Raw genomic sequence first — 20,448 nt, forward strand, 5'->3', positions numbered from 1 at the left:
TATCACCATTATTTAGCGATCTTCTTCAAATCCGAACTTTCTATAACTGAAAGCATATTCACCTTTTATTAAGATGGACCATAACCAATAAGATGAGCAATTATAACTGCTATTAAACCGATCGAGTATTCAATTAGAATTAAAGGAAGAATCCACCTTGCCCACCTTGTCCATGAAATTCCTGCAATTGCTAATCCAGCCATTAGCGTACCACCTGTTGGAAAAATAATATTTCCAATACCATCCGCGAATGAAAAGGATAATACAGCTGTTTGGCGTGTAATGTCCAATAAATCTGCAAGTGGCGCCATGATAGGCATTGTCAACATTGCATGACCACTACCTGATGCTAAAATAAAATGAATCGCTACTTGGAAGTTGTACATTCCAACAACACTTAAAAAAGGAGAAATATGTTCCATTCCTTCCGACACTTGATACAGTAGTGGGTCTATAATATGCCCTTGATTCAAGACAACTAAAATAGCGCGTGATACACCAATAATTAAAGCTCCCCCGATTAAAGATGCCGATCCTTGTGTAAAAGATTCTACTGTATCATCAAGAGATATCTTGCCAAGAATTGCAATGATTATAGTTAAAATAATAAATAAGGCTGCAATTTCTTTTATATACCACTCGTACTTAATAACACCAAATACAAGAATAATATAATTGATTAAAAAGGCCGTTAATATCCATTTATGTCTTTTTGTTAACTCTACTTTCGCTGTTAGTAGGCTGTCTTGCTTATTTGTATCGAATTTTCCGTAAATTCCGCTTGCAGGATCCCTCTTTACTTTCATCGCATGACGATAAACGAATGTAACAGCAATTACATATATGACTACGAATAAAACGAGGCGGAACCCCATCCCCGAATACATAGGAAGACCCGCTATCCCTTGAGCCAGCCCAACTGTAAACGGATTCATAATTGCCGTTGTAAATCCGACGGACGCTCCTACTAGTACCATCGCAGTTCCTGTTATCGTATCAAATCCAACCGCAAGAGCTAGCGGAATAAATAGAGGCACATACACTAAAGCTTCCTCAGCCATCCCCATTAATGACCCGCCAAGTGCAAAGAACAGCATAATAATAGGAATCATTAACTTTTCACGGTTAGCGAGTTTTTTTGCCATCGTTGAAACAAGAGCCTCAACTGTACCGGATGCCTTTAATACACCAAAAAAACCTCCGATAATAAGAATAAAAAAGATAATATTAGCAGCTTCTACCATACCTGTAGGAATAGATTTTACCGTATCAAAAAATCCAAGTGGCGTTGATTCAATCCATTTAAATGAATTTGGATCTACTGTTGTATACCCATTTTTTTCAATCTGTTCATATTTTCCGGCCGGCAATATATGTGTAATAACAGCCGCAATAACTAGCAAGACAAGTAACATTGCAAATACGTTTATTTTCCATTCTTTTCTTTCCTTTTTTTCTTCTGGCTCGAATGAAACTGCCTTCTCTGATACTTGACTCATATACCAATCCCCTTTGCAATAAAATGAAACGTTGATCAATGGGGGATTTGTTCATCCCCCACTGATTATTACTTTTCCGGGCAGCTGGCAGTCTGGTTTCCCCACTACCATGACGTACCAAGCTATCCACCAATTCTTTTATTTATAACACGCTAGGATTTAACTACCTTTTTACTAATTTCATTTACAAATTGGTTAAATAAACGTTGCTGCAAGACATCCCTTTCCGACATCATTTCTGGATGCCATTGAACCGCTGCTACATAACGATGAGCTTTGGATTCAATAGCCTCTATTACACCATCAAAGGACCATGCGCTTGCCTCAAAATCTTTTCCTAATGTTTTCACTGCTTGATGGTGAAAAGAATTAACCATTAAAGATTTTTGGCCAATAGCCTCATAAATTTTCCCCTCTTCCAGAAGATCTACGGAATGAGAGCCCTGCCATTTACGGAACTGTTCTCGAACATGGAAATATTCTGGCCCCATCTCGTGCTCTAAGTCTTGATAAAGAGTTCCACCAGCTGCAACATTTAACACTTGTAATCCTCGGCAAATTCCTAAAATAGGAATATCTTTTTCTAAAGCCTGCTTTGCCAGATTTAATTCAAAATTATCTCGTTCTTCCTCTACAGTACCTATATATGCTTTTGGAATATCACCGTAATAAACAGGATTGATGTCCGCGCCACCAGCCAATAACAATCCATCTAATTGATTAAGTGTGGACTCAATTTGATCAAATTCCTCAATTGGAAGTAGAACAACCGTTGCACCTGCTCGTTGAATTGAACGAATGTAGTCATAAGAAAAGATAGCCATATCTTGACCTGGTAGCCCTCGTAAGCCCTCCTTCCCTATTTCACTATGATCAATATAATACCCAGTAACACCAATTAGTGGTTTCATTTTCTCTCACCTCATAATTTAAATGGTTTCGTTGTCTTTCTCTGTTGAAATTGTATACTCTTAACCTCCCTTTTCTAGCAAGTGGTAAAGAATTAAATATGTAAATTACGACTCTACTCATTTCCCTATTTCTTTACACACCATTGATATAAGCAAATATCGTGCCAACATTAAAATTCAAACAATTATTTACACATATTTAAATATTTTGTCACTTTATCGGTGTTTACTATGTTGAAATGTATTATAATTGGTTATTAAATGGTTACATAATAACCATTTAATAACCAACTTTAGACCAATTCCATTCAACTAAAGAGGTGCTCTATGAACAAATTTGAAACTAACCACATTGTATTGATCACCGTTTTAAAAGAAACACGAAAAGCCCTACATCAACAACTAACGGAGATGGTAGGTGACCTCATAGATATCGAAAGTTTTTCTGTAGAAGAAAGTATTCCAAAAGTATTTCATTCTACATTAATTGTATTACCTAATACATTTACGATAGAAACGGTGAAAGACTTTATTGGGGAAAACTGCGAAGTAATAATAGCAAAACGAACATTAAATTACGAAAACGTGGACCAGCTTTTATTTTTACCAGAAGGAACACAAGCCCTATATGTGAATGATAATCATGAAACAGTATACGAATCCATTGAAACGATGCGTCAATTGGGGCTGAACCACATTGAATATGTCCCATACTATCCTGGAAAAACGAATATACAAATGATTAAGCTCGCAATCACACCTGGCGAACTTGAAATTATCCCTGATTTTGTAGAAAAAGTAATTAATATCGGTCATAGATTAATAGATATTACGACAATCATGTCCATTCTAGATCGATTTCATTTAATGGAGGAATCAGGTAATCACGTTTCTGAGAGATACTATCGAAAAATAGTAGATTTAACAAAGAATTTAGCTAAAGCTCATCGACAACTTCATCAAGTTATTGATGGTGTTGGTGATGGCATACTAGCTATTGATTATGAAGGAAGAATTGTTGTCTTTAATGAATTCTTAGAAAGCATGCTGAAAATAAAAAGTAAAAACGCTATTGGTCATCCGATTGATGCCATTATTGATAATATCGATTTAGTGAACTTCATCCTTTCAGATAAGCAACAAGAAAGCGGAATATTTGTTGTAAACGGCTTGGATGTAATAGTGGAACGCCTACATATGAATGATCAATCGATTATTGTTACTTTCAGAAATGCCCTTAAGACCATCGGATTTGAACGGAAATTGAGAAAAAAATTTGTCAAAAAAGGTTATGTAGCAAAATACAATTTTCATAACATCGTTGGGATTAGCTCTACAATCCAAGACACGAAACAAATTGCCAAAAGGTTAGCTAAGACGGATTTAACTGTATTAATTGAGGGTAAAAGTGGTACCGGAAAAGAGTTGTTTGCAAGTGCTATTCATAACGCTTCCCAGCGAAATAGCGGCCCTTTTCTTGCTGTTAACTTCAGTGCTTTATCGGATGATTTAGTCGAGAGTGAATTATTTGGTTATGAAGACGGAGCGTTTACCGGAGCAAAAAAGGGCGGGAAAATGGGACTATTTGAACAAGCAAATGGTGGCACTATTTTTTTAGATGAGATTGGAGATATTAGCCTGAAACTTCAAGCACGACTACTTCGAGTATTGCAGGAAAAAGAGATTATGCGCGTTGGCGGAAGCCAAATTATCCCAATAGACGTCCGGATTATTGCAGCAACCAATAAGGATCTACTGAAAATGATTCAAGAAAATATGTTTAGAGAAGATTTATACCATAGGCTTAAAGTACTCTTTATACACCTCCCCGAATTAAGGGCACGCCGAAATGACATTGAATTATTAGCTAAACATTTTGTCGCACTATCGGACCCTAAAGTCAAAATTGAACAAGAACTAATTGAAGAACTGCAAGGATATCCATGGTACGGAAATGTAAGAGAACTTAAAAATACGATAGATTATATGCTTGCTGTCCGTACCGGAAACCAAATAACAAAAAATGATTTGCCTAATCAACATTATTTTCAAAAGCCTCCACATAAGAAAACAAATAGCGATCAGGCAGAAAATATTAAACCCTTTTCTTCAAATTCAAACGCTCTTGATCAAGAATCACTTTTCATCCTTACCCTTATCATGAATTATGAAGAAAAAGGAAAGGCAATCGGACGAAGAATTATTTCTGAAAAGAGCCAAGAAGTCGAAATGAAATTAACTGAGGCACAGGTTAGACACCGATTGAACTTCCTGAAGATGAAAGGTTATGTGGAAATAAAAAAAGGTAGAGCAGGGATTCATTTAACAAGAAAAGGGTTGGAGATTCTACGTAGTCTTTAATCAAGGTTCGGATTTTCAGATACATAGAGGCTGTTTTATAAACAGCCTCTTTTTTATGGAATAAAACGTCGATAAATTTAAGTTACAAATATTCAGAATTAATATTAAAATGAACAATAGGGATAGGGGTATGGGCTTATAAAATTTATACATAACGAGGGAATAGAAATGAAACTACAATTAAAAGCGGATTTAATGTTACTACTAGTTACATTTTTTTGGGGTGCATCCATCCTACTTACAAAACTTGGACTTGATGGCATAGAAGAATATAATTTAATCGCATTACGATTTATTATCGCTTTTCTTTTATCAGGTTTAATATTTTACAAACATTTATTTAAGATCGATTTTAAAACTGTAAAATATGCATTTATACTCGCTTCTGTCTTATTTATCGTTTACATTTTCGCGACTTTCGGTACAAAGTATACGAGTGTTTCTAATGCTGGTTTCCTACTATGTCTCACAGTCATTTTTATTCCAATATTATCAGCTATATTTTTAAAACACATTCCGGAAAAGAAAGTGATAGTAGGGATCATTTTAACGATAATAGGAATCGGCTTATTAACATTAACGAGCGAATTCAAAATCGGTAACGGCGATATATTTTGCATACTGTCTGCACTGTTTTATGCGATCCACGTCATCATTACTGGAAGTGTAACGAAACATGTGAATTCCATTGCACTTGGAGTAGTGCAACTCGGCTTCGTCGGCCTATTTAGTCTTATTTTTTCATTCATTATCGAAACGCCAAAACTGCCTAGCACAACCAACTCATGGCTCATCATTCTAGCCTTAAGCATATTTTGCACCGCAGTCGCATTCATCGTGCAAGTTATTGCCCAGCAATACACGACGCCTACACATACAGGACTTATCTTCTCATTAGAACCTGTCTTTTCCGCAGGCTTTGCTTTCGTCTTCACAGGTGAAACGCTGACAGGAAAAGGATACTTAGGGGCTACGCTTATATTAGTAAGTGTGTTGATTGCTGAGGTGGATTTTAAAGGATTGTTGCGGGTTAATTATAAGAAGAATATGGAATAGTTATTTCGCCAAATTACATAAACATACCCCGAAAATATTCGTTTGTATTATTTTCACCCTCTTACCTTAATTTTTTTAGATGCTATCTTCAAACAAGGTAGCATCTAAAAAATGTTAAAAGGAATCTCTCCTTAGTATCTTCTTATACTCGATGTAGTTTGCATACTTGACCTTTTCTACGTTCTTTAATTACTTACTGAATATAGTCATACAGATTTTTCGCTAACAATAAACAAGTTACTGTAATGAAAAGAGCACGAACATACCCACTTCCTTTTTTTATAGCAAACTTGGAGCCAACAACTCCTCCAGCAATTTGAGCAATCCCCATTATAAAACCATATGCATAGTTTACTTGCCCTACGTACATAAACATCAACAATGCACCAACATTACTTCCTAAATTAAGAAACTTCGCAGTACCTGCTGCTTTTAAAAAATCATACCCAATAAATAAAAGAGAAAACATTAAAAACGAACCTGTGCCAGGCCCTAGAAATCCATCATAAAAACCAATAGCAAAAATAAAAAAGGTAAAAATAATGACGTGTCGACCAGATAATTTCTTATGAGTAGAAATACTACCCCAATCCTTTTTAAATATCGTATAAATAGCGACTGCACCGAGCATGATCAGCATCAATGGCTTCAGTACTTCTGGGTTCATTAAATGAACGGTCCATGCACCTACTATAGAACCTATGAAAGTGATTGGAAATAATTTTAAAGCCGATTTCAAATCAAGATTACCAGAACGATAAAACACAATATTACTAGTTGCACTCCCCATTGTTGATGCTAATTTATTCGTGGCTACTGCACTTGCTGGATTCAGCCCTGTAAATAATAAAGCTGGTAAGGCAATGAGTCCTCCACCACCTACAACTGAATCAATAAATGCAGCTACAAACCCAAAAACAATCAAAATAATTAATATAGATGGGTCTAAATACAAATCCATACTAGTAGCCTCCCCTTTAGTCACTATTGTAATAGTAACTACCAATTTGCTAAATGTAAAGAGTTATTGTAACGTTGAAATATAAAAGCAAACATCGGAGGACGAAAAAAGTGGACTACATAGTGCAACAGCTTAAAAAAATTGGTTTCAATGAATATGAAGCTAAATCTTATGTATCTCTTGTTAAACAAGGGCCTGTCACAGCCTACCAAGTGAGTAAGGATTCGGGTGTCCCAAGAGCGCGAATTTATGAGATTTTAGGTAACCTTGTAGAAAAAGGAATTGTCATGAAGGAAGAAATAAATGACACCACTCGCTATTCACCTCTACCTGTTGAAATCTTTTTACAGAAGGCGCAAACAGAATGGCAGTCTACTTACGAAGGAATAAGTGATTCATTAAAAAAACTAGAAACTTCCGAGGAAAAAACGGATAATCGAGTGATTACTTTAAAAGACAATCAAACAATCATTAGCTATTGTCAGGCATTAATAAAAAAAGCAGAACGACGTATTGTCATTTCAATGTGGGATGAGATGTATGAAGCGTTAAAAGAAGATCTATCTGAAGTAGCTGATAAAGTTACAATACAAGGTATTACCCTGCATGTTGAAAACCCAATTAAAAATCTAGAAGCCCATCGTATAACACCTTATACAGAAACCTTGTCTACAGAACATTGGTTTATTGTATCGATAGATTCTAAAGAGATGATTTATGGACCATCACTTGAAGAGCGTAATATTGCTTTTTATACAGATGACCCCGTTCATATATACTTATTAGAGGATTATGTATGGCATGATGTTTTAGTAAATCGACTCGTCCGACGTAGCCAAGATGACTTGCAGCAATGGATTACTGCAGAGAGAAGATCTTTCTTTATGGGGAAATGAGGAACATATTCAAGAGCAAACCAAAAGATTTGCGTATTAAACCTAACAACTTCTCCGTACAAAAATAGCCGACTATTATATAATAAATATTCGGCTATTTTTGTATAAATTTATACAGACGCTGCCATTACCCCAGCGATTAATGAGATAAACGCTTCTCCCACTCTTTTACCTTTTCAATTGTTACATCTAATTTTTTAGCTATTTCTTCTACACTCATTCCTTTAAAGAGCATTCCAGCTGCCGAAAGTGCTTTATCAATTTCTTCTTGCTTCTCTTGCTCATATAAACGACCTACTTTTGTCATCCGTAACCACTCCTTTACCTTTTTCGCGTAGTCTTCATCAATAAATTTATCTGTAGCTACAAGAATCCCAGCAATAACTTGAATTTGTTCTTGCTCATCGGAGATACACTTTGCTACTTCTATCGTTTTTTCAATTAAAATTTGTCTTTTCTCTCTACTATGCATAAGTGGTACAAGTATTAATTTCATGGTTTCTTCATCCGTCAAAGATTTTCCTTCTTCCATTTTTCTAATAATCTTTTGAAGAATGGCATCACCATTGTATTCATTTAGTAAAACCGCTTTAGAATTTAAACGTATACTACATACATCTATTTCTTCTATAGGATTCATTACCTCACTTGTATAAATAACTACGATTCGAATATCCGGTAACTCTTTCCTCTTATTATAGTAACGATACATAATTTGATTCGCATAATCCATATACTTCAAATGGTTTTCGAGGAAACGGGTATTACTTTCATACTCTAACATTAAAATTGAACCATCTTCCATTTCAAATAAAGTATCTGAGCGCCTTTGATCTGCACGAACTCTCGAAAATTCATTTAGCAACAATTCTTTTATTCTTGGATAACCTTTTAACCCATATGCTTCAAGCCCTTTATCCCTATAACATTCACTTAAAAACTTCATCAGAATATCTTTATTATGATAAGAAATATCATTCCCTGCCAATAGCTAATCCCCCTTAACTATTAGTTACCATTTTCTTTATTATATAACTTATAAAATTAGCGTTACAACTTTGGTTCACATGCACATGCTATTTTCAAAACACCTTCCTCTCACTACTTCTCCCTCTCCACAAACCGCCCAAACTCCTTCAAAAACCTCAGCTTAAAACTCCCCACAGGCCCATTCCGGTGCTTTGCCACATGAATCTCCGTCATCTCTTTCTGCTTCGTTTCCTTATCGTAATAATCTTCGCGATACATAAGCATAATGACATCCGCATCTTGCTCAATTTGTCCCGTCTCTCTTAAATCAGATAAAAGCGGACGCTTATCTTGCCGCGACTCTACAGAACGAGATAACTGTGATAACGCTACTACACAAACATTTAACTCACGTGCTAATACCTTAAGCTTACGAGAAATCTCACTAATCTCTTGAAATCGATTGCCCTTATGCTTCGAATCGCCTATAATAAGCTGCAAATAATCTACAATGACTAAAAGCTTTTTATCACCGTGTTTCCTCTTTAACTTACGAGTTTGCATCCAAATATCTTGTACCGTAACGCCTGCATTGTCGTAAATCTCAAATGGCAACTCACCAATCTCCGCAAACGCCTTACTTACCTTCTCCCAATCTTCCATCGCAAAACGATGCTTCGGATTTTTCAGCCTACCTCCTGACACTTCGCCTACGCAAGAAGCCATCCTTTTTAACAATTGCTTACTACTCATCTCTAACGAAAACAATCCAACCGCCGCTCCAGACTTCGCCGCATGCAGTCCAACATTAAGCGCAAACGCAGTCTTCCCCATAGAAGGACGCGCACCAAGAACGACAAAATCACCTTCCTGCAATCCGCACGTCATTTTATTTAACGATGTATAACCAGTCTCAATACCAGTAATCTCCTTTACATCTTGATGAAGCTCCTCATACAAATCAACTAACGCATCCTTCAAATCAAACTCACATACAGAGTCTTTCTCCTCTAACTCACAAAGTGCCGTAATCGTCTCACCGATAACTTTCTCACTCTTCTCCGCAATAAGACGCTCCCCCATCTTGTGCCCGAGAACACCAGCCTGATACATTTTCCAGGCACCTCGAACAAGCCCCTCATAATAAGAGAAGTTGGCAGTTGTAGGCACACCATCCATTAACCCTATAAAATACTCCATTCCCCCGATCCCCTCTAAAAACTTCGGATCTACCCTAGAAATGAACGTCACAAGATCAATCGGTTGCCCCTCTTCTTCCATTTTTCGCATTAACTGAAATATAGACTTATGCACTGACAGAGAAAAATACTGCTCCGTCAAACGGCACTCCTTAATAAGCTCTCCATCAAGTAATAGAGAACCTAACACCGTCTTTTCCGCCTCCACATTTTGAATACTCATGGACGCCACCCGCGCTCCGCTAAAAAGCGCTGCAACTCCTCCTCAGATGGCGCATTCTTCTCCCACTCCTCACACCTCGCCAAAAACTCCTCCGTCTCCCCCGTACTAACAGACAACTCCTTCTTCCGAAACTTAGCCGTATCCGCCTCAACCTCACACACTTTCGTAAACCCTTTCCCGTGCCATCCTCTCAAAATCCCCTTCACATAAGCAATCGTCCGCTTATTATTCTCAAACGCAATTTGAAGCGCCTTCAGCACAAGATCCTCAGACAAATCATCCATCCACGCACTCAGTTCCTCCACAGTATGAGGAGACAAACTACCAAAATGTTGCTCATAAAAAGAAAACACGCGACTTCCCGTTTCTTCCTCTATAACCTCTTCTTCCTCCGCCTCCTCACAAATCGGCTCAACATCATCCACAGCCAAATCACCAGGCATACCGAAATGCGCTAAAAGTATCGGAACACTCAGCTCCTCTTCTACGCACTTCTGAAGAAACATATGTACAAACTCCTTATTCTTCACACCCTTCAGCTCACGAAGTACACACTTCTCCACATTCGTATTCGTCACAGGATTATAACGAAGCCAATTCAAAACGAATAATTCCCGCGTATCCGCATCATAAAGAATCTTCCCATAATCAATGAAGCGCTGCACAAGCTTATCAACAGTCTCCCGATTATAACCCGTCTCCATCTCAGCTAACCGCTTCGGAAAAGGAAAAATCCCACACTGCGTCGTCTTCGAACAAGTCAGCAAATACACATAAAAATACCGCTCCTCCGGCGTCAAATCCAAAACAAAATCATCCTGCCAAAAATTCACCTGCACAGTACGATACACCGCCATCCCAATTCCTCCCGTCTCCGTTCAAATGTAAAAACCTCTTCATAATATATATGGGAGGATGGCCGGGTTTTTGGCGTGTTATTTCAAATTTTTTTTCGACTCCTACTACGGTGTTTGTTGGTGTTTTTGTTTTGTTATGTTTTTTCTTAGTGATTTATTACTTGGTAGGGGCTTGTAAGGGGCTTATGAGGGGTTAGTTATAATTAAATCCAATTTATTTTTTAATTTTCCATTCTAAAAAGAGGATATTCCAATAATAGGAAGAATATATAAATTATATTAATATATTTTCAAAAGAATAGGAGATACATTATGACAACTTGGTTAGAAGACATTGTAACAGCTTTTAATAATTTAGATGGTGTCAGCCATTATGACGAACTTTATGAAGAAGTAAAAAGAATTAGAACTGAACCATTACCAAACTCCTGGAGAAGCATTATAAGAAATACTATCGAAACACATTCATCCCATTCTAAAATTTTTAATGAAAAAAAAGATTTATTTTACTCAGTAAATGGATTAGGAGAAGGTACTTGGGCACTTCGAAATGAAGAAGGCTTAATTGAAGCTACCGATATCACAACTCCACCTGAAAAAATTAAAACTGAAGTATATAGAATTCTAAGAGATACAAGTTTAACCCGCGATTTAAAAAGATTACATAATCACACATGTCAAATCTGTGGTGAAAGACTTGAATTATCTACAGATAAACATTACTCTGAAGCTCATCATATTAAGCCATTAGGTAGTCCTCATAATGGTCCAGATATAAGTGAAAACATTATTGTTTTGTGCCCTAATCATCATGCTCTATGTGATTACGGAGCAATCCCATTAAATTATTCGATGTTAAAAAACGTTAAGGTTCATAACATATCTAAAGAGTTTATTGACTATCACAATAACGAAATATTTAATAAGGCAAACAAATAACCAACTCTCTACTAAACATAAAAGAAGGTTCTGCATCCAGAACCTTCTTTCTATTAAACAAGTACTATTTTCACCCGGATATTTTTACATTTTTCACCTGAAAAATTTTTATACAAGTTTTATCTATTATCATTAAAAACCTCTGGCTTATCCAATGTATCTACCACCTTCTTTATATACTCTTCTTCCTCACTTGTGAAGAGTGCTGGAAATTCAGCCAAAGGAACTCCACTTTTAGATTGTGTAATTATATTCGTTAACTCCTCATGAGAAATATGAAGATATCCCATCATCTCTTTAATCAGTTTGAAAAATTCTCTTAAGGCAACATGAACATCAAGATTATCTGGCTCCTTCCCCTCTTCCTTATACTTTTTCAACTTTCCTATCACATGCATAAATCGCCGATCAAACTTTTCTTTTAGTTCCTTATTATTATAAAAAGTTTGAACACTATCAGTTGAAAAGTGTTCCTCTAACCATTCCTTATTTTCTTTCTCCCATATGAAGGTTTGCAAAAACGAAGAAAACAAAGCGACATCCACTCGTTCTTCCTTTTGAAACTTCTTCGTCATCTCATCCATATGCGAAAGCACCTTCACAATTCTTTCTTGCTCTGCCAAAAGCAATTCCCTTTGAAAATGCATTTGTCTTAAAAATTCTTCAGTCTCAATATTACGCTGCAATATAATATTTTGAATTTCACCAAGCGAAAAACCGAGATGCTTAAACGATTGAATTTGCTGCAACATATATAAATCATCTTTCGTATATAACCGATGCCCACCCTCAGTATAATCGCTCGGCTTTAATAAATTAATCTTGTCATAATAACGAAGCGTCCGCACCGTAACATCCCCAACACTTGCAAACTCACTAATCATCCAAGCCATATCATCACCTACTCCACTAACTTATCTTTCACATACTGAAGCATACGAGAAAAACTCATCCCATTCTGCCTACAATATTGAAACAAACCTACAACAAGTAACAAAAAAGGAACATTCCCTCTATAACGATGTTCATACTCGCTAATACCGTCATAAAAGTACTCATATTTTCTTTTTCGTAAAACGATATAAATCGCAATAAACAAAACTGCAATCATAACGAAAAATTGCTTTCCCTTTATCTCCACTTCTTGTTTCATCACCTATTCTCCTTCCAATGCATACTTATCTTCTTTAAATAACGGAATTCGAATGAAATAACGATATGGCTCATCGCTTATTACTTTCCACGCAACAATGATCACTTGAACGACCTCAAAGGCAAACACGATCCAAAACAAAACATCACTAATACGCGAACTAATATTAAATAGAAGAAAAATTAACAAATGAAAATTGAACGCCTTTCGGCAATGGTATTTGTACACTTCATTTTTACGTGCCAGCGTGATGTACATGAATAGTGGTGAAAAGATTCCTATTGCGGCTGAGAGTAGTAGCATGATGATGGTGTTTCTTTTTTGGTGGTTTTCATGAGTGGTTTGGTCCCCCCTTTTTGATTTGTCTTCTTTAGGTTAGGGGCTGACGTTGGGGGAGGTGCAAGAATAAACTCTAATTTGTTATAAAAAATAGAAACAACGGAAGATCTCGTATACTCCATTGCTTCTATTTATCTTATTAAAAATTGATTATCTATCAAAAAACATTTGAAATAAATACTCCAACCAAAATAACATACACGTAATAAATATCCCAAACACTATATTTTCATTAACCTTCTTAAAAATAGCATTCCATTTAACTACAATATATTGATTCACAACACACCAATAGAAGAGAAACAGGATTGAGATACCAGTCAAAGGAATCATAAAATTCATCCTTCTTCCCCCTTTCATTTTTATGATTCCCCCCTATTATATCTCCACTAAATTAAAAGATCCACTGTATGTATCCTCTTTAAATACTAAGAATTTATCTAGTCACGAATTTCCCCCATATTAATCTCTATGAAAATCACTTTAAACTTCAAAAAACTTGACAAGGTAGGTCCCCTACTATTTCAAAAGTTCAACACACTTAGTAATACAAAAACCACCTCAAACAAACATACCGTCCAAGGTGGTTTTCTAAAACTTCCATATCACTATTAAATTATTACTTCAATCTATCCTGCAACGCACTAATATTAATAATTACAGGACTACCCGACTTCAACGTATCATTTTTTTGTAACATTGGTCCAGAAGTGATACATTGACCTTTCTTCAATGTTGCAAGTCGTTTTTCCCACTCTTTTCGCACAGTTGAATCTTGAGCAAGATTTGATGCAATGGCACTAATTTCATTTTCTGGTGGCATGAAATATACTTTTTGACTTGAATTCTGTAGTCGCGAAATTTCATCCGTTGTAAATTGGCCTTTTAATGATTGTGTTGCATACCAACCTGACCAACCAAATTTTCTTCCTTCAGTTAAAATTTTGGCACTTGGTGACTTTTCTCTATGATCAAGATTTTGCGCTTCATCTAATATAACTGGGAATGGTTTATTTTTGTCGCCATGGTGTAATTGATAGTTCCAAATATCCCATAAGATAAACTCTGTAATCATGAGCTGTACATCTCTATTAAAGCCCGTTAATTGTACAATAAACACTTTACCTTTTTGGTTCAGTATGTCTCCCCAATCATATACAGCATTATGATTAAATGGATTCTTATCAATAAACGGCTTAATTTGTGATCTTGCTGTTTTAGCCGGCCCAGAAGTATCCTCTTCTAATTCTGCTAATAAATAATTTAAATTCATACCTTCGCCATATTTATCTAAACCGCGCATTACCGCCTCATATATAGCGTTTTGTTGCTGAATGCCTAAATCTTTATATACAGCTGAAAATACACTTTTAATTCTTTCAGCAACATCTGTATTATCTTCATCGATATAAATTCCTTCATCCAATTCTTTTTGATTTCGCTTAAATGGATTTACTGGGAATTTATCTTTTGCTACTAGGAATTGTTCAATATTATCTTGGAGTTTCTCTTTGAATTCCGGTTCTAACTTAGAATTCTTAAATCCATCTGTATAGTCAAATATCATACTAGAAATTCCATTTTGCGCCAGCTCAAGTAGTAAACATTGAATGAAGTAACTCTTACCTTGTCCTGATTTACCCGAAATTAAAATATGTCTATTTGCTAGCTCTGAATTTCCGAATTCCCAATATATTTCTTGAGTCGATCCCTCTACTGTTCCTAACAAAACGCGGATGTCTTTTAATTCTTTTGTTCCTCCCGTTCCTTTTTCTTCCTTTTCTTCTTCAGAATGAGGTACAGTTGGAACGACTTTATTGCTAGTTTTTTTTAACACTTGATTAGAATCATGATTCTGATTCAATAATCTATCTGGATTAATATCAGTTCCGCCAGAATGGATTTTCATTTTGAGTGCCTCAATTTCTTCGACTACTCCTTCATATCCATCCTCTTCGGTTAATTCCACTAATAAAATATCTTCTTCTATTTTAATGGATCTCCATGATTGTTCCTTTTTGAATGATAAAATTGCTCCTTTTCCGATTTTATCATTCAAATGTCCACTCATTTCATAATCATCATTTAATAATCTTTTCTTTAGTTCTTCAATTTTCTCATAAGATTTTTCTGGCCAAATGTTGTTTGTAATGAATTTCTCGGCATTCGCTAGCAATAACTGCACAAAGAAGTTTCGGAAAAACTTATGTTTAAACACATGTAAACCGTCTTCACTTGTTTTAGAAAGTTGTGTATCAAATAGTTGCTTAGTAGCATTAATTTGCTCTTTTGCTTTCGCAATAGCACTGTCTTGATTTAAGCCGATTTTCACTTCCACTGGATAATAATGCACTGATAATTTATCATCTTGCATTTCTACTCCGATTAACAGTAAATCGTCACTATGTGCACCTTTTCCGCCTAGATTTTTTGCAGAAAATACACCTTCACTTTTCGTTAATTTCACCGCTCCAGCAACACGCAATATTTCTTCTAATGAGATAGGAACCCATAAAATATTCTCATGATCTAAAGCACTTAATATATACTTCACAGCTGAAATAATGCTTAACTTTTCTCTTGAGAATTGTCCCTTACTTCCTATAATTCGTAGTAACCACTCACCATTTAAACTATTGAAAGCTCTAATAGCTGTATTAATTTTTTCAGGTGTCGATACAATTTCTTTTTCTGCCAGATACTGTTCAATAACCGCTCGGTATTGTCTTGCTTTATCCGTTACTGTAATTGCATCATACTGGCTTGATGAAGAATATTGATCACTATAATGAATGACCAATAAATTACGTGATGAATCTTGGAAGAAATCTAAACCTACATTAGGTTCAATAAATGTTACCCAATAAGAAGATTCATATAAATGTTCTAGAACTTGTTCATCATAGGTAGATGTTCTCGTAACAATTGTTTCATTCTTACGATAAGGGTTTGTACCATCGTTATTTAAATTACTTCCTAATTCATTCATTCCTCTAGCAGTTTGAATTAACAAATGTTCATTATTCAATACATTTTTTAATCCAAATCCTGTACGATAATCTACTTCTGTACTAATAGATGATAGGGATGATAACATTCCATTTAAAGATAATCCTGTTTCAATATCTTCCATTGTACTTTTCGCATGCTTCTCATTTGAAATCATTTTATAGAATGAAATATGAGCGTAACCATATTCTTTCGTACCAATAAGTTTATAATAGAACACATTTTCTCGAATCAGCCTTAATACGTCTACAGCATCAAGATTCTTTGATGTTAACGATAATTCAAAGAACTCCTCGAATTTTTGAACATCATCATATATAGAAAATTTTTCAAAAGCACTTAGTATATTACCCTCATGATATAAAGCAACCTCTACTGGTATAATTTTGGACGGCCCTTTTTTATCTATCTGCTTCTTAATAAACTGTACTAAACCTCTTACAACTTCTTTATCATTATTTATATTAATCACATTAATTCGTATCGGAGACTTAGATTCTTGTAAAAATAAGTATTGGAAATGTTCCACAAATTGTTGAAGCTTTTCTTCAACTACATTAGCTAAAAACGCATTAGATTCTCCAATCGCAACCTTATGAAGCGGTTCATAAACAGTCCATTCAGGCGCTTCATTTTGAGAAACTGGCCTATACAATTCATCATTCTGTCCGTATATATATGGCAATAGATTGTTAGGATGCAAACGATTTAAAATATGCATTTCAACTACTTCGTTTTTAATTTCATCATTAATACTTAACTGATAGGCAACATTAAGAGGATGCAACGGTGTCAGTATGACTCTTTGTTCCTCTTCAATAACTCCCAATTTAAACAGATTCTTTTCTTCTTCTTTTAACATTACATTTTCTTGTATATGAGCAACGCTTTCGTTAAAAGCTTTCAAGTATCTTATAGATAGCTCTCTTAATTGATCATCCACAAAACAAAGACTAGGAACCGTATTATTAAATTTATAGTAATTTAATAATTGTTGGTACGCCTCTCTCAATGATGGGTTCATTGATAATTCAACCTTATTTAGGCCTGATACTCCTCTAACTGCAAAAGCGATTTCATTTTCAATCCATACTCTCTCATCTTGTAAATAATTTCGGAATCCTTCTCGTGCTGAAAATTCCCTTGCACCTTGTTTTAATTTATTTGTATCAAGGTTATATTCAAAGCTTTCTTGATGTTCTCTTTTTAATTTCCATATCCTTTCTCCTGATACTGGAACAGTCTTTGCAACTTGCTCTCTAATAAGAAAAGGAATTAAAGATGTTTCAATTTGAACAGAAAACGATAAACTATCATCATTCCATGCAGGGGAAGATTCAGAGACTTCAAAACTTCCACCTTGCCAATTTATAATCTGCGCATCTTCCTCAATAAATACTTCTTCTGGGTCATTAGAAATATCTCCAAAAACAATACATTCTTCAGCTTTATTCATAACTACATTTTTCTTATTCACATTCACTTCATAAATTGTTTGAAGTGATTGTAAAAACGCGGCTTCACATTCTACAACAGCAATATGAAACTCATATTTCGACTTAGATTGCATTTTATGCGTATATACAGCTTTATGGAATGAAGTCACATTTTGCTTATGCGCTAAACTAACAGTTAGCTTTTTCCCAGATACTCCACAAAAACCCTGTGAATTTTTATGAATATATTCCTTCTTCAACTTTTCTTCAAATTCAAAGTTCAGGTTGATATCTTCTATCTGTGTAGGATTAAAAACGATAATATGGCGTTTACGCCTCCCAGCCTTTGTCTCAGCTTGTGCTTTTTCCCAATATAGCAGACCTTCTTTTGAATATTTCTTTGGTGATTCGATATATTCTAATGGGCGATCTATCTCAGTCATTTTGTCGTAAGAATCTTTAACAAGAACATAATCCGCTTGCTGCCAATCATCTTTCTTCAGGCGAGAAACACCTTTCTCATCAAATAATTTTTCTAATTGACTCTCTAAATGTTCATACTCATGCATCTGTTGAACTTTCTCAAAGAATGAAGCATTTTCTTCTAGCCTTTTTTTCATTTGAGCTGAAGTAAATTGATTTAAATTTTCATCATAGAAAATACCTAGATTAGAATAATCTTCTCTCGCAATCTCTTGTTTTGATAAAAATCCAAGAATTTCTTCATAATCCCAAAGAGATGGTCGCACAATTGTATCATCTAATTTTTTACGTAAATAAAATGAAAGTACTTCCTTCTCTTCTTTATTTAAAGAAGAAGTTTCAATTTCTTCTTTTAATGTTTTCAAAATTGATTTTACATTAAATGGCATACCTTCTTTTTGCAAATCACTGCTACCACCCTTAATACTGTCCAGCGTCTCATGACATATACTAAGTAAAGCTGTTTTCTCCCAAACATCCTTTTGTTCACCGACTTCATTACGAAGTGTTACTAAAAAGTCCGGAGTAACATTTGCCGATGTAGTCGCAACAACTACTTTCATCTCCTCTGAAACCTTAATGGCAATCGTTTCGTATGGAGTTCCCTGCTTATGCTGATAATAAAACGCGTGCGATAAATCCTGTTCTTTTAATGTGTCATAAAATGCTTGTACTTGTTCATGATTATCAAATTGAAGGTAAAATCGCTCTCCACCTCTAAGATTTTCCGCTTGTAAATAATTTATTAGTTTATCTGAAAGATAATTATAAAATTGGTTTAACATACTGTGCATCACCGCTATCACTTTTTTTGTCTATTAAATTCAGCTTATCAAATAACTGTACAATTTCTTCTTTTGAGTAACGATCGAAAAATAGACCTCTAGCCTCTAAATCTATAAATACTTGCTTCAAAGGTTTTCTTTCCTTTTTTAAACTCAATGCTGTTAGTAGCAATAACATATCTTGACTAATATTAAGCATATAACCAAGTGAACCTCGAGTTTTTAAGAAATATTTTTTCCCAACCTCTTCTATTGATAAAGAGTATCTATGTCGAGGGCCTTGCATCGTATCTTTTTCATAGGCTTCTTCTATACTACGGAATAAGGATTGTACCAGCGTATCATATTCTAATTCTAAATTTCCTTCATAAGCCCCAAGACCTAAATGTCTTCTATATTCCATAACCCAATCACAAAGCATCTCTAAAAATACTTTTTTATCCTCATCGGATAATTGCTGATATGTTTCCTTTAATTCAGGATAGCCACCTGCTTTTTCTACTCCCATTAGGAAATTTAAATGTTCTAAGCAATTAATATGTAGTAGTAAATGTCTACCTGTATCTTTAATCATTTGATAACCATGAGTATAACCTTTTCTATTCTTACTCGTAGACTCCCAGTCAAGTGTAAAATAAACTTCGTTGTTCTCACTAAAGTTCGCTTTCCCAACTTGTGAAAGCTTTAAAGTCAATTGAGTAATATATAAAAAGTAATAATAACTAAGAAACAAATGATAATGAGTTCTAAAATAATCTTTATGTTCCGCTAAAAATTGAAAATCTTCTTTGAATAGCTTTGAGATAAATGGAATTTGATTAATATAAGGACGGCGTTCTTTTTCGTCGCTCTCCAAATGATTTAATTGTTTTAACACAAGACGTGACATTAAATCTGTTGAATCGCTTTTTCCAAAAATCTCTTCTACTGTTTCTTTTTCACCTAATAAGACGTCTAAAAGGAATCTAGCAATATCTTGTTCTCCTTTTTTATCAGCTTTATCACTTAATGGTAAATATTGAAACAAATGTAAATGAAAAATTTTAATTGTATTGTCACTATCCTGCAGAAAGGTACGTAGTATTTGTTCAAATTGCGACTTATCTTGCTTTGATACATCAACAGATTTACTAATCTCTCCAATAAGTTCTTCTAGATTAACTTCCATTTTTAACTGATTTCCGCTGACTAGACGCGTAAACTCTCCTAATACTCCCTGAAACCCTTTTGCGAATTTTGCCCGCTCTGTTCCTCGGGTAGAGAAAGGTAACAGAGGAGCTTTTTTATTTATTGTATGTTTTAATCCTAACTTTTCTGGTTTAATACTCAGCGAGTTTTTCAAATCCTCTAAATTCTCTCTTACAATCATTTT

Annotated in this window: 15 protein-coding genes; 4 read left to right on the forward strand and 11 right to left on the reverse strand. The window is 35.0% G+C overall.

Going from position 1 to position 20,448, the window contains the following annotated elements:
• Nucleotides 1-68 precede the first annotated feature (68 nt).
• Both AU379_RS22425 and AU379_RS22430 read right to left on the reverse strand, forming a co-directional pair.
• Nucleotides 69-1,499: a YfcC family protein gene (locus AU379_RS22425; RefSeq protein WP_000084616.1), complete on the reverse strand. Its 1,431-nt coding sequence runs from the start codon at nucleotides 1,497-1,499 to the stop codon at nucleotides 69-71.
• Nucleotides 1,500-1,651: 152 nt separating this feature from the next.
• Nucleotides 1,652-2,410, reverse strand: a complete 759-nt coding sequence (locus AU379_RS22430) for a gamma-glutamyl-gamma-aminobutyrate hydrolase family protein (RefSeq protein ID WP_061139729.1) — start codon at nucleotides 2,408-2,410, stop codon at nucleotides 1,652-1,654.
• 327 nt (nucleotides 2,411-2,737) lie between these two features.
• Here AU379_RS22430 and AU379_RS22435 point away from each other — a divergent pair, with 327 nt between their 5' ends.
• Both AU379_RS22435 and AU379_RS22440 read left to right on the forward strand, forming a co-directional pair.
• Nucleotides 2,738-4,771, forward strand: a complete 2,034-nt coding sequence (locus AU379_RS22435) for a sigma 54-interacting transcriptional regulator (RefSeq protein WP_061139730.1) — start codon at nucleotides 2,738-2,740, stop codon at nucleotides 4,769-4,771.
• A 168-nt stretch (nucleotides 4,772-4,939) separates the two neighbouring features.
• Entirely contained in the window at nucleotides 4,940-5,827 is an 888-nt protein-coding gene (locus AU379_RS22440) for a DMT family transporter (RefSeq protein ID WP_000776061.1), read from the forward strand.
• A gap of 193 nt (nucleotides 5,828-6,020) precedes the next feature.
• Here the strand turns inward: AU379_RS22440 and AU379_RS22445 are convergent, their stop codons facing one another.
• Entirely contained in the window at nucleotides 6,021-6,788 is a 768-nt protein-coding gene (locus tag AU379_RS22445; protein ID WP_003312708.1) for a TSUP family transporter, read from the reverse strand.
• 110 nt (nucleotides 6,789-6,898) lie between these two features.
• Here AU379_RS22445 and AU379_RS22450 point away from each other — a divergent pair, with 110 nt between their 5' ends.
• Nucleotides 6,899-7,684 carry a TrmB family transcriptional regulator gene (locus tag AU379_RS22450; protein WP_000384620.1) on the forward strand — a complete coding sequence of 262 codons (786 nt, stop codon included), beginning with the start codon at nucleotides 6,899-6,901 and terminating at the stop codon, nucleotides 7,682-7,684.
• 139 nt (nucleotides 7,685-7,823) lie between these two features.
• Here AU379_RS22450 and AU379_RS30350 read toward each other — a convergent pair whose 3' ends face one another.
• The 3 genes from AU379_RS30350 to AU379_RS22465 form a co-directional block, all read right to left on the reverse strand.
• Nucleotides 7,824-8,672 carry a transcriptional regulator gene (locus AU379_RS30350; RefSeq protein ID WP_000908110.1) on the reverse strand — a complete coding sequence of 283 codons (849 nt, stop codon included), beginning with the start codon at nucleotides 8,670-8,672 and terminating at the stop codon, nucleotides 7,824-7,826.
• A gap of 113 nt (nucleotides 8,673-8,785) precedes the next feature.
• Nucleotides 8,786-10,075 carry a replicative DNA helicase gene (gene dnaB / locus AU379_RS22460; protein ID WP_061139731.1) on the reverse strand — a complete coding sequence of 430 codons (1,290 nt, stop codon included), beginning with the start codon at nucleotides 10,073-10,075 and terminating at the stop codon, nucleotides 8,786-8,788.
• The gene (locus tag AU379_RS22465) at nucleotides 10,072-10,932 is read right to left on the reverse strand and encodes a DnaD domain protein (protein ID WP_048567897.1); all 861 of its coding nucleotides are present in this window, start codon (nucleotides 10,930-10,932) and stop codon (nucleotides 10,072-10,074) included. Before AU379_RS22465 ends, dnaB begins: the two co-directional genes overlap by 4 nt.
• Nucleotides 10,933-11,244: 312 nt before the next feature.
• Here AU379_RS22465 and AU379_RS22470 point away from each other — a divergent pair, with 312 nt between their 5' ends.
• Nucleotides 11,245-11,871, forward strand: a complete 627-nt coding sequence (locus tag AU379_RS22470; protein ID WP_000214651.1) for an HNH endonuclease — start codon at nucleotides 11,245-11,247, stop codon at nucleotides 11,869-11,871.
• A gap of 119 nt (nucleotides 11,872-11,990) precedes the next feature.
• On the opposite strand, the gene AU379_RS22475 is transcribed toward AU379_RS22470, so the two are convergent.
• The 5 genes from AU379_RS22475 to dptG form a co-directional block, all read right to left on the reverse strand.
• A complete protein-coding gene (locus AU379_RS22475) occupies nucleotides 11,991-12,764 on the reverse strand; it encodes a MerR family transcriptional regulator (RefSeq protein WP_061139732.1) in 774 nt (257 codons plus the stop codon).
• Between the two features lie 8 nt (nucleotides 12,765-12,772).
• Nucleotides 12,773-13,024, reverse strand: a complete 252-nt coding sequence (locus AU379_RS22480; RefSeq protein ID WP_061139733.1) for a hypothetical protein — start codon at nucleotides 13,022-13,024, stop codon at nucleotides 12,773-12,775.
• 3 nt (nucleotides 13,025-13,027) lie between these two features.
• Complete coding sequence (locus AU379_RS22485) at nucleotides 13,028-13,327, reverse strand: DUF4870 domain-containing protein (protein ID WP_061139734.1); 300 nt, start codon at nucleotides 13,325-13,327, stop codon at nucleotides 13,028-13,030.
• Nucleotides 13,328-13,982: 655 nt separating this feature from the next.
• Complete coding sequence (gene dptH / locus AU379_RS22495) at nucleotides 13,983-19,076, reverse strand: DNA phosphorothioation-dependent restriction protein DptH (RefSeq protein WP_061139736.1); 5,094 nt, start codon at nucleotides 19,074-19,076, stop codon at nucleotides 13,983-13,985.
• Nucleotides 19,057-20,445, reverse strand: coding sequence for a DNA phosphorothioation-dependent restriction protein DptG (gene dptG / locus AU379_RS22500; protein WP_061139737.1), 1,389 nt, complete (start codon nucleotides 20,443-20,445; stop codon nucleotides 19,057-19,059). The genes dptH and dptG overlap by 20 nt, the downstream gene beginning before the upstream one ends.
• Nucleotides 20,446-20,448: the final 3 nt, after the last annotated feature.

The sequence above is a fragment of the Bacillus sp. JH7 genome (assembly GCF_001563515.1).
GTDB classification, from domain to species: domain Bacteria; phylum Bacillota; class Bacilli; order Bacillales; family Bacillaceae_G; genus Bacillus_A; species Bacillus_A cereus.